General features: G+C 50.5%; 8 protein-coding genes. 4 read left to right on the forward strand and 4 right to left on the reverse strand.

Translation table 11 applies throughout. From position 1 onward, the window contains the following. The 4 genes from LAT75_RS13290 to LAT75_RS13305 all read right to left on the reverse strand — a co-directional run. The coding region (locus LAT75_RS13290) for a hypothetical protein (RefSeq protein WP_291483163.1) at positions 1-182 on the reverse strand (182 nt) is incomplete at its 3' end. A 7-nt stretch (positions 183-189) separates the two neighbouring features. Further along, entirely contained in the window at positions 190-1,269 is a 1,080-nt protein-coding gene (locus LAT75_RS13295; protein WP_291483164.1) for a mechanosensitive ion channel family protein, read from the reverse strand. An 11-nt stretch (positions 1,270-1,280) separates the two neighbouring features. After that, complete coding sequence (locus LAT75_RS13300) at positions 1,281-4,139, reverse strand: hypothetical protein (protein WP_291483165.1); 2,859 nt, start codon at positions 4,137-4,139, stop codon at positions 1,281-1,283. Then, positions 4,040-4,321: a hypothetical protein gene (locus LAT75_RS13305; RefSeq protein WP_291483166.1), complete on the reverse strand. Its 282-nt coding sequence runs from the start codon at positions 4,319-4,321 to the stop codon at positions 4,040-4,042. Before LAT75_RS13305 ends, LAT75_RS13300 begins: the two co-directional genes overlap by 100 nt. 1,096 nt (positions 4,322-5,417) lie before the next feature. Here LAT75_RS13305 and LAT75_RS13310 point away from each other — a divergent pair. The 4 genes from LAT75_RS13310 to LAT75_RS13325 all read left to right on the forward strand — a co-directional run bounded on the left by LAT75_RS13310 (position 5,418) and on the right by LAT75_RS13325 (position 11,647). After that, positions 5,418-7,133, forward strand: a complete 1,716-nt coding sequence (locus tag LAT75_RS13310) for a helix-turn-helix domain-containing protein (protein WP_291483167.1) — start codon at positions 5,418-5,420, stop codon at positions 7,131-7,133. A 797-nt stretch (positions 7,134-7,930) separates the two neighbouring features. Beyond that, complete coding sequence (locus LAT75_RS13315; protein ID WP_291483168.1) at positions 7,931-9,646, forward strand: SUMF1/EgtB/PvdO family nonheme iron enzyme; 1,716 nt, start codon at positions 7,931-7,933, stop codon at positions 9,644-9,646. A 10-nt stretch (positions 9,647-9,656) separates the two neighbouring features. Continuing rightward, a complete protein-coding gene (locus LAT75_RS13320; protein WP_291483169.1) occupies positions 9,657-11,327 on the forward strand; it encodes a T9SS type A sorting domain-containing protein in 1,671 nt (556 codons plus the stop codon). A gap of 53 nt (positions 11,328-11,380) precedes the next feature. Further along, on the forward strand, positions 11,381-11,647 hold the full coding sequence (locus LAT75_RS13325) for a PID-CTERM protein-sorting domain-containing protein (RefSeq protein WP_291483170.1): 267 nt from the start codon (positions 11,381-11,383) through the stop codon (positions 11,645-11,647). The last annotated feature ends 22 nt before the right edge of the window (positions 11,648-11,669 follow it).

An 11,669-nucleotide genomic window follows, 5' to 3' on the forward strand; every position in this document is an offset into this window, starting at 1 on the left:
ATCCGTTCCGCAAGCGCGAGCAGGGCCGTTTCACTCAGCTCCTGCTGCTGAAGTTCGGTTCTGATTTCATCCGCGCTTTGCTGCGCGTCTTGTCCCGCTGCCGGCAGGCAAAACACAAGCAGCTGAAGGCCCGTCAATAAGCCTGCAAGGCAGGGCCGGCTCATCACCTTAATCATATTCATCTGAATTTTAGGAAACGTCCTTTTGTGATACCTCCCCGGGCATCCGGGCCAAAACGCCGAGGCGGTTCAGCTCGGTTACAATCATCTCCGTCATATCGCTTTTGAAGAGAAACTCGTAGCGGATGTCGAGCACGTAGGCCTTCACCCGAAGTTTTACAAACAAACCGCGATTGTGGATTTCGTTGAGCGCGATAATGGCGACCGGTTTGTTGAGGTACAGATATGGAAAGGAAAAAACGGCGCGCCGGGCGATGTCCTTGGCAAGCATTAGGTCAGCCGTTGCCGGGATGAAGATTTCAGCCACGACCTGACAGTCGAGCGCGCTTGAGTTGGCGTTGGAAACGGCACGGTTCATGAGCTCCCCGTTGGGGATGGCTACGGTGTTGTCGTCCGGGGTTTCAATGAGGCAGCTGCGGATGCCGATGCTTTTCACTTCGCCATAATGCTCGCCCACCTGAATTTTATCGCCCACCTGAAACGGGCGGTCGAGGATGATCATAATCCCCCCGAAAATATTGCGCAAAATATCCTGAGAGGCAAAACCGACCGCGATACCAAAAGATGCGGTGATGGCAAGCACGGTTTCAAACGGCGGACTGATAATGCCGGCTATCACCACATAAATAACGAAGGTCCAGATGCTGATGCGGGTTATGGGCGTGAGGCGTTTGATGAACAGCCGGTAATTGGTGGCCCGCTCCGCAAGGTTATCGAGGATGCGGATCACGAAACGGTTCACAAACCAGGCCGAGACCAGCAGCAAAACCGACAGCAATATTTTGGGGAAAGAAACCAGCCCACGGATCTGACTCACCTCTTCTTCGAGTTCATCGGCTACAGCTTCGGTTTCGGTTTCGCCTGACTCCTCCTCCGGTGCGGATGCTGCATTTTCGGGAGCAGCATCCGGTTCGGCCTGAATGATAATGAGCGTATCGGGCAGGACAGCGGGTGGGGCATCCTGCACGGGCACCTCAGCCGCAAGCTGCACCAAGGCGGCTCCGGAAGCCTCCGAGACGGACCATGCCCGGGCTTGCTCACCAAAAAGGGAAGCCGTCAGAAACAAAATGATGAAGCAGGCGCTTTTCATGCTTTTCCTTTTCAATTAGTGCAGGATGTTTTTACCGGACAGCAGCGCGTAATCTGCCGGTACACCAGGTGATTGATGGTGTAGCCTTCGTTTACTTTCACAATCAGGCCTTTGGCTGCGAGCCGCCCGAGCATCAGGCGGGCTTCAGAGAGCGGCTGATGCAGGGCAAGCGCCAGCTGTTCGGCGGTGAGCACATCATGCCGCACCAGCGAAGCGAGGGTGAACTGCACCTCACGGGAGGGCGATTCGAGCACGTCGATGTCGGCTATTTCAATCGGGGAAATGGTGATGGTATTGGCATCGGTTTTGGAGATCGAGTTCACCCAGAAAATCATGGCAATGCTGAAGTTTCCGTCGGCCATTTCAGCCAGCTGTTCAAAGTACTCGCGCTGCAGGTACTGCTGCAGGGCTTTTTTATCGCCCAGCAATTTTCGGAAAGCCCGGCTTTTGGTGATTTCGGAGGAAGGCGTAAACTCGATTTCAAAGCCGCTCGCCCGGTGCCGCATCATGATGCCCTGCTCAATCTGTGAGGGTGTGAGGCTGTCAACCTGAAGGACCTGCGAAAAGAACTGATCGGCACTGAACATGCGCGAGAAAAAGTACCAGGCATCCCGGCTGCAGCACACCACCCAAAACACCTGTTTGGAGGTCTGCGAAATGAGCTCCCAAAACTGACGGATAGCTTCATAGCCGTTGATGTTTCGCAGGTACAGGTTTTGCAGCCCTTCGAAAATGATGATGCGTTTCTTGCGGCTGCGTTCGAATTTTTCGACCAGCGCTTCCAGGGTGTCGGTTTCGGAAAAGCCGGCCGCTTTGGATATCACCCGCAGCATGGGTGCAGGCTCAAAAATGGTTTCCGCCAGATCGATGTGCACCAAGTCGGTTTTGAGGGCTTCCTGTAGTTTAAAGAAGTGAATGAGCGTGCTCTTTCCGCTGCCTTTCTGCCCCACTATGGCCATGCTCCAGGGGATGCCCTTGTGCCACTGCTGATACCCCGTAACCAGATGCCCCAGATTTCCGGGGCCGTCGAGGTAAAACCGCTTCTCAATCTGCAGCGAGCGCCGGAACAGCCGCTGATAGATAAAGGGCAGTTTTTCGTCATTGGCTTTATTTTGGATGAGGTACTCTGTGAGGTTCAGGCGCTCACGGGTGCTTTCAGTTTTCGGGGGTTCAAGGCCCAGAAAGCGCGCAACAGGCGCATAAGCAGCCACAAACCGCATGCGGCCGTAGCGGAAACCCAAAGAAAACTTATCACCGGCAAGGGCCGCCAAACGCTGACCGCGCTCCTTCCAGTTGAGGGCACCCTCCTGCACGAGCAGGGCTTTATCCTGCAGTTCGAAGGCATCATAGGTTCGTTCGCGCATCACCTCGCGCAGCCGCTTCATAGCCGAGGCGGGACCGGTGCGGATAAGCTTCACCCAGGCGTCCTGCTTTTCGCGGATTTCTGCAACATTGGCCTCCAGGGCATTGATGGCCCGCTGCAAACCGGTTTCGGCAATTTCCAGCGGATCGGCCTCGCCGTCCTCCGTGATGGCGAACACCGCCGCCTGAAGGTTGGTATCCGCAATGCCGGCGGCTTCGGGGAGTTCTGCCCGCTGTTTTTCGATAAAAACATCAAAGCCGTGCCCGGCCGGGTCAAGCGGCCGGAAGGCTTTGCTCTGCAAAAAGCGGGTAATCAGTTTCCGCCATTTAAAGCTGTCCGTGCGGATTTCCGGATCGGGGAAGCGAAGGATCCGGGCTTCTGCCAGGGTGAGTTCCTCTTCAAAACGCTGCACAAAAAGGCTGGCGTCGCTCAGCAGCTGCCGGATCTGCTCGGTAAACGCACGGGCGGCGCCTGCATCTTCATCATCATCCTGACCCTCACTGCCGGCAGCAGGCAGCCCCTCCTGAATGGCTTTCTGAACGGCCTCAATCTTCGCCTTTACTTTCGCGGAAGCGGAGTCCTCTTTCAGGATTTCACGCTGTTCGGTGAGCAGACTGATGGCGCTTTTGACCGGCACGTAACAGGCATCCCTGAAAAAATCGTGGGTAAGGGACAGGAGCTGCGCTTCGAGATCCTTCAGCTTGCTTTCAAGCGCAACGAGATCCAGTTCAACCCGGAAATCAGTGATCACGCTGTTCAAACAGCGCTGCCATTTTTGGGTAACGGAAGCGGCCGGCTTCAGGGCTGCCTTCTGAAGCTGCTGCACCCGGTGCGCACCAAACCGCTTAGCTGGCAGCTCAAAGGTGCCGGTAAGTTCCGTAAAACGGATGTTCTTCTCCAGAAGCGGACCAAGAACGGGATGCTCCCCAACCGTTATCCGGCTGAGTGCTTCGAGCCCGCTGAGGGCTGTAGTGATGCGCTCAGCCTGCGCAGCAGCTGGAAGCAGAACAAAGGAAGCCGGCTCAGTCTTGCTGCCCGGGGCTTCACCGGAGGCCGGCACTTCTTCCGGTTTCAGAACGGAATTAGGAACTCCCACATCAAGCAGCATGGCCGCGATAGTCACAGAAATTTTACTGCATGCAAAAGAGACAGTATCGCGAAACACCGTTTCATCCCCGAGAATCAGCGCAGTACTGAGGGCCCTTAGCGGGAGCTCTTGGGTGAAATGGTAGGGCGAAGGCTTTTCGGAATTCCTGGTATTAAAGGCGTGGATTTTTTTCCCAACGCCAAAGCCGATCCGCTTGAACGCCTTCCCGGTTTTTATGTAGAGGGAATTTCCGGGTGCGCTGCGGAAGCGTTCATCCCCCTGCACACAAAGCAGCTTTTCGGGCAGGGTCTCAAGGGCGGTTAAGGCCTCTTTCTCCCACGCACCGGCTGCCCCGGCAAGCAGCTTTGCCATTTCCGGCGCTGCGAGCGCGCGGCGAAGCGCCTCAAGCTGTTCGAGCACCAGCCGTCTTCGCTCGGGCTCCCCCCCCTGATGCGCAGCAGCTGCACCCGTGCAACCCGCAGCTTTTCAGCAACCGGCGCTGTGAGCTCTTCATGGAACCGCTGCAGGGCCCGGGTAAGCTCGTCCTCATAAAAACCGGCTAAAGCGGCGGCGGGTTTATCGTAGGCTACTGCCTCTTGCATGTATGCTGCCTGTATGCTCTTAAGCTTGATGATGGGTGAAATCTGATTTATATCTCCGAAAATAGCAAAATTTAAGACAGCGTACGACAGCGAAGGCGGGGAACAATACAGCAGCTGACAGGGTGTCATCATTCCGGGGCTGATGCATAGCGCTTTGGTTTGGTTTGATTCCCCGCAATAAAAACCGCGCAAATCCGGCCCGGGCCTATCAGCATACCATAACACGGGCTTTTAGGGGTCTTCATCACCCCAGCCCTTCTCGTGATAATTCCCCGAAACCACAACAGTCTGGACTTGAGGAAAGCGGCTTTTTCATTTTCGGGCTAAATACGCGTTTCTTTGGGACGCATCCTCACTGATACGACTAAGGCAGGAAAAGAAACAACAAAGTCTGCAGCTTCCCCAAAGTTCATGCGGCTAAGGTGTAAGTACTATATAAATTTAAGTATTTATACCAGTATTCGGTTTACAAAATCATGAGACAAGGGTTAACAGATATGCTACATGGAAATAGTATAGAAACAAATAACAGGCGAGACCCTTGTTTCTGATACGAGAGCCCAACTATTCAGCTTAAATTCAATCAGATACCATGCCGTATTTTTTACTAAAAGAGTCCCGAGGGTAATTACGGATTGTTTTACTTCATTTTTTAACTATACTATTTTATTAGTAATAATTAATCATTCCGAACTTCCCTTATCTATCAGGGATTGTCTTGTATCTTAACAGAACAAAACGACACTTAGGAACAAAATGCTTCAGGCGATTGTATGGATAATTGCCCAAAGCTTTTTATGGCTCAATAAAATGCCATTGGCATAATCTGAATTGGTCAAAACTTAACAATTAGCAGTTCTTTCTGAAAAACATGCGGTATGAAAAAATTAAAGCGGCAGCTAAAAGAATTTTAGTTTGGCTTGCTCTGTCAATTATTTATACGCTCATAACGACAGAAGTTGATGTAGCACAAGCACTAGCAGAAACAAAATCAGGCCCGGACTCAGCTGTTCTTGCCGCATTCGTCGCAACATCCGAGGCTTCTAACGCTGATATAATACCCCGCTATCTTGCTATAGCAGCTGAAAATCCTGATTTGGCTGTAACCTACGCTGACGAGCTGGAAACCATCATGCTGAATGAAAACCGTGCGGATTTACTTCCTTTTCTGCTACTTATTGTAAGGGATCTTACTATAACACATGCTGCTACAGATAATCCTTACATGCGTTTCACTCAGTATTTCGAAACGTTCAGGCCAAGATTAAACCCGGAGGCACAACTCATATCCGGAACCCATCTTGCTGCCCTTGCAAACAATTTAAGGTTATATCAGGATGCGATAGAATTAATGGAAGCTCTTGAACCGCAAAAAGCACGCTCTGCAACACCGGCAGTACTAAGCAATTATTACCGTATTCTGGGTAACAGCTATTACCTATCCGGCGCCTGCAACCGCGCACTCGAATTTTACTTTAATGCACTCAATTACTTCCCGGAGGCAGCTCAAAACAACCCTGATTTACCGAACCTCAGTATACATAAAACCCCGTATGCGGTTCATCTTTTAAAAATCGGAAACTGTTTCCGCATGCTTGGAAATCCTGAAGAAGCCCTCACTTTTTTTCAGCTTGCCAAAAACGCCTACATCGAAGACTCTGATGATGCCGGCATTTTCTCAGCGGTCACAAATATAGCAAGCGTTTACAGGTCGCTTTCCAGACCCGAGGATGCACTGGATATTTATCTCAGCTATGTCGATTTCGTTGTTCAAACCGGAACCCCTCTTTCACAGGCACAATACTTCATGAACCTTGGCAATATTTATACCGATATTGGGCGGTTTTATGAAGCGGGCGAAAGTTATTTGCAGTCAATACAATTATCTCAGGAACACGGGTTTGATTACGGACTTGCAATCGGACAGCTCAACATAGGCTTTTCAAAATATAAACAGGGTATGTACAGCGAAGCCCTTGAAGCTTATCTGGCCGCCGCCCCTTTAATTGAAGCACTTCAGCTGCCTAATGAATCCCGGCAGCTTTTGAAAAACATGTCGAGCCTTTATGCCGCAATGAATGAATTCGAGCTCGCCTACAGCTACTTCAGCCGGTTTCATGAAGCAGACCGGGAGCTGATAAGCGCAGAGTTTAAAATAGAAGCTGAAAAGCTGAAGGTGAAATATGAATTACACCTGAAAAACTCAGAACTGCTGCTGAAACAGCTGCAGATTGCGGAGCAAAGAAATCAGCTGCGAATGCAATGGATTATCATAGTGGCTTTGCTGCTGCTGTTTTTGCTCATTGCTTTTTCTGCGTATAACAGACACAGAAGTCTTATGAGCTTATATGAAAGAAGCCGGGAGCTTGAAGCTTCCCAAAATTTTTACCGGAATTACAGCGTATCAGATGTTGAGCAAACCGATGATGAAAGCCCCAGCAAAGCACTTTATGCAGCAATACTCGAACAGCTGAACAATCACAGAATTTATACGCAGCCGGATCTGAGCCTGAGCCGCCTTGCCGAAATTATTTCTTCAAATACCACCTATGTTTCAAGAGCGATAGTTACCTACTCAGAAATGAATTTCAGCAACTTTATTAACTATCACAGGGTGCTTGAAGCGAGAAGACTTATACTGAAAAGCGTTGACGAGCTAAGTACTGATGACCTGATTGAAGCATGCGGTTTTAATTCAAGAGCTTCGTTTTACCGCTCTTTCAAAAAGTTTACCGGGATGAGCCCTTCTGAATTCGCACGCTTAAAAAATCAGCAAACGCCCGAAGCGGTTCCAGAAATGGAGGAAAACTGAAGCTTATGGGCAGGCCACTTTTACAAACTGCCGAACACACAGTCTCAGATCATAAATTTCTTTTTTGAGCCTGCTGCAGCATCATTTTTATCGATTTTGAGACAACAAATATGGGTATTGAGACGACAAATTGAGCAGGATCGCATAGCTTAGCAGAAAATAATTTTCTAAAACAAGTTACAACCTTTCTATTGCAGATCCCTCTACGATGATGACGAATCTGAACAAGAATTTCTTTCCTGTGAAAAAGTTGAACACATCCAGCCTTGCTGAATTGTTTTCTCATATCAGCAGGAAAAATACACACCTGCGACAGCGTCTGCCGGATCTACAATCAGAGGCCTTGGCTGTATATGAAATTTTCTGGATTTCTTATTCCACATACTGTACTCACAAAACAGTTTAAAACAACATTACCTGCATTAACATATTATTTTTTTGATCTTACTTCGTTGTTTACGGAGTACTCCAGCCGTGAGATTACGGAATCGACAGTATGCTGAAGAGATTCAAGAATCACAGAAATATCTTTTTCAATTAATCAGCTTACAAAATTTCGGATGAGCTGATTGAGTCGGAAAATCAGTAGCAATCAATAATGACAAACAGAACTGACCTTTTCCATTTAACCAAGAGTTCCTTATAGCCTAGCCCTGCATTTATTTCCATAAATACAACACACATAACAATGGTTAAATAGTTACGCACCAACTATTTACCCATGTATTTCCCAAACTTATTCACAGCAGATAAGTGAAGACATCAACACATAAAACAAAAGTAAACCTTAGCTAACCATGACTACAATTACAGCACCAAAATCACTTAAGTACCTGATACTTACAGCATCTTTATGCTGTATGCTGGCGATACCCTTACAGGTATATGCTAATGATATACAAATCCAGAACCTCAAGCTTGTTGGAAATATACCTGATGAGGGTTTAGGTATTCTTCAGTTCGACCTCAGCTGGGAAAACTCCTGGCGTACGAATAACCTCAACGATGTAGGAATAACCAACTGGGATGCTGCGTGGGTGTTTATCAAGTTCAGGGAAACATCCGATCAGGCTTCAGCATGGTCGCATCTGTACCTGAGCAATAACGCTGCTGATTACAGCACCGGAACATGGCAGGGCGCAGGCCCCGGACCGGCCCTCATAGAACCGGCACTTGCAGACCCGCGGCTCAATTCGGCGGGCAACTTACTTACCCCTTTCTCTCCGGCTGTAAACGGCAACCCCATCGGACAGAATCCTGTAGTAGGTGCTTTTGTTTACAGGCAAAATACGGGCTCCGGGCGTTTCGATGTAAAAGATATGCGCTTTGCTTTTGATCCGGTGGAAAACGGGCTTGACAGCAGTAAACTATATGATTTCCAGGTCTTTGCCATTGAAATGGTATTTGTACCGGAGGGGAGTTTTTTCGCAGGCAGTGGGGGTTCGGAAACGGGGCGGTTTAAAGATGGTTCTACAAATAATCCATTCCTGATTGATGCCGACTGGAACGCAGCGAATGCGGAAGGCGGTCGCAGGATTGCCAACGTGGCAGGACAGCTATGGGGAAGCAGCACTCGAGACGATTCCATCGGACCGACTTCCGCTACTACTCCCCTTGCTGACAGCTGGCCCACCGGTTTCAACGCCTTTTACATGATGAAATACGCCATTACGCAGCAGCAGTATGTGGATTTTTTGAACACACTGAGTTTCACGCAGCAAAATGAGCGTATAGACGGAAGTCCCGCTAGTGCGGCGGGCACCTTTACCCGGGGTACAATCAGAAACAGGATCAGAATTGATACCCCCGGCATTAACCCCGGTAAACCTGCCGTTTATGCAACCGAAAAGCCATTTGTGGCCAACAACTGGATAATATGGCAAGACGGTGCAGCCTATATGGACTGGGCGGGCCTGCGGCCTTTCACGGAACTCGAATACGAAAAGGCTGCAAGGGGCTTTGCAGATCCGGTAGCTAATGAATTTGCATGGGGTACGACTAACATCACGTTTGCTACCGGCATTAGTGATGCGGGTCTTGCAACCGAAACAGCTTCAAATGCGGGAGCCAACGCTGTAGGCTTAAATAGAGGGACGGGCGGGCCGCTGCGAGTTGGTGCTTTTGCCACGGAAACAAGCACCCGCGAACAGGCAGGCGCATCGTTCTGGGGAATCATGGAGCTAAGCGGGAACCTATGGGAACGCCCGGTTACAATCGGTACTGCCACAGGGCGCGCCTTCACGGGTTTGCATGGTAACGGGCTGCTAAGTGCAGCGGGAAACGCCACTATTGCGAATTGGCCGGGTTTAGTTAGCGGGCAAGTCACTGGTGCAGACGGTTCAGGCTTTCGGGGCGCCGGCTGGCAACTTACAACCTTAAACTGGCTTCGGATCTCAGACCGAAGTTTTGCGAATCTGATCGTAAGCGGCCGGACAGACGAAAACAGAAGATATGGCTTCCGGGGTGTGCGGTCGTCGCCGGCAACCGGAACCGGAACCGAAAGTCAAAACTGAGGAGAATCACATGTACCTATATCAAAAACTTACCCAAAAAATCTCCACTACCCGTTCAATTCAGTCGCTTCCCCCTGTTATGAAATACAACCATTTAGTTCTTACCCTCATCATTATCTTATGCTGGACCCATACTTCCGCCGCACAGTTTACCGGCGGTCAGGGAAGAGGTGATACCGCTCAAATTTCAGGGAGCCTGGCCTTACAGATAGAAGGTACCGAGGGCTGGCGCTTCGTTTCATCTCCGGCTATCAATGCCACCTACGCAGACCTGTTCAGCACCATCTGGACGCAGGGCATGGAAGGGGCGAATGATCCGCGGACCAATGTAGCCCCCAACGTGCTGCAGCTCGATGCTTCCGGAGCATACGTGCGGGTTGAAAGCCTTAATGCGGTTTTTACACCCGGCAGCGGCGCCGTCGTTTATGTTTTTGCAGATTCAGACCCTACGGACAGCAATGCTGACAAAACCTTTCCCAAACTGCTTTCCGTTACAGCTGTTGAAAACAGGGGCGACATAGAAGTAAGCGGCCTGAACAGCGGCAGTGCGAACTTGTTCAGTGTTGTCGGTAACCCCTTTAACTCAGCCATTACCTTTGGGGAATTAACCACTACAGGAATCGGAGACGTCGTTTTTGTGTACGACAGCGCCTTTAGCGGCGCTTTCGAAGGCGATGATGCTGCAGGCGGGGAAGCAGGCGGGGCCTTCCGGGCCTGGAACGGTACGGTCGGGAGCCTCAGCGGCGGTGTAATTGCGCCATTCCAGAGCTTTCTGGTATTCACAACCGGCACGGAGGCCCCTGCTGTAACAATACCCGAAGCAGCCAAAACAGAACAGAGCAGCAGTTTTTTCAGCGAGCCGGAACCTTCAAAGGCCATTCAGCTGGCAGCACGCATCAATCAGGCACAGGTAAGCGACATCTGGCTGAGCTTTACCGGCTCCGGTTCTCTGGAACAAAACCCCCACGATGCTGTTTCTCTGTATCCGCTTGATTACCGCCCCTTCCTGTCGATGTTCGTTTGGAACGACAGCCGCTCTCTGGATATCAAAAACCTGCCGGCTGAGCTTACTGAAATCATTGAGCTTCCGGTATATCTGCAGGCATGGACGGTCGCTGACACCGGCTACCAGCCCATGGACGGGCAGGTCGAGCTGATTTGGCCGGTATTTGATGCCATCCCGGATGCCTGGAGCATCACCCTCACAGACACACACACCGGGGAAGTGATTGATTTGCGGCACAACAGCGGATACACCTTCGATCTTGGCGCCTCCCAAAACAAGTCCGCTGAATTAGCGCATAAAATGGCTATCCGTTCGCCGGTAATCAGCGAAAAAAGCAGTACAGAGCCCAGACTGATGCTTACCATAAATCCGGGTCTTCAAACCGATATCCCCTTTGAAAACACGCTGCCTGCCTTTGCTGAACTGCTTCAGAATTACCCCAATCCCTTCAATCCGACAACGCGTATTCGTTACGCCCTGCCGGAAGCAGCGGAAGTAAGGCTGGAGGTGTACAACATACTGGGTCAGCGGGTTGCGGTACTGGTAAACGGCACGCAGCAGGCAGGCTGGCACACGGTAAATTTCGACGCCTCACGGCTGTCGAGCGGACTGTACCTGTACCGGCTCTATACAGGAAATTTTGTGGAAACACGAAGCATGATGCTGGTGAAGTAGTACAGTATGTCAGTATGTCGTTTTTTTATTCAATTTTAAGCAGGTTTATTTTTATGAGAAATTTCGTTTTGATTTTTGTAGTTGGTCTTTTGGTTTTAGGTTTGGCTGGTTTTGCGTTTCCGGAGCAAGCAAACGCACTTGAGCGGGACCGGCAGGTTTGGCGGGACAGTGCGCCGGCGCAGCCGATGAATCAGCCTTCCCCGCCGCAACTGCCAGGCGCTCCAACCCAAACCCCCATCGGCAGCGGCCTGGGCCTGCTGCTCGCCGCGGGCGGAGCCTACGCCATCAGACGTCTGCGTAGCAATAGTGATGGAAACTAACATCTGCATTCAGGGGAAGTAC

Source organism: Cyclonatronum sp., from assembly GCF_022565315.1.
In the GTDB taxonomy this organism is placed as follows: Bacteria; Bacteroidota; Rhodothermia; order Balneolales; family Cyclonatronaceae; genus Cyclonatronum.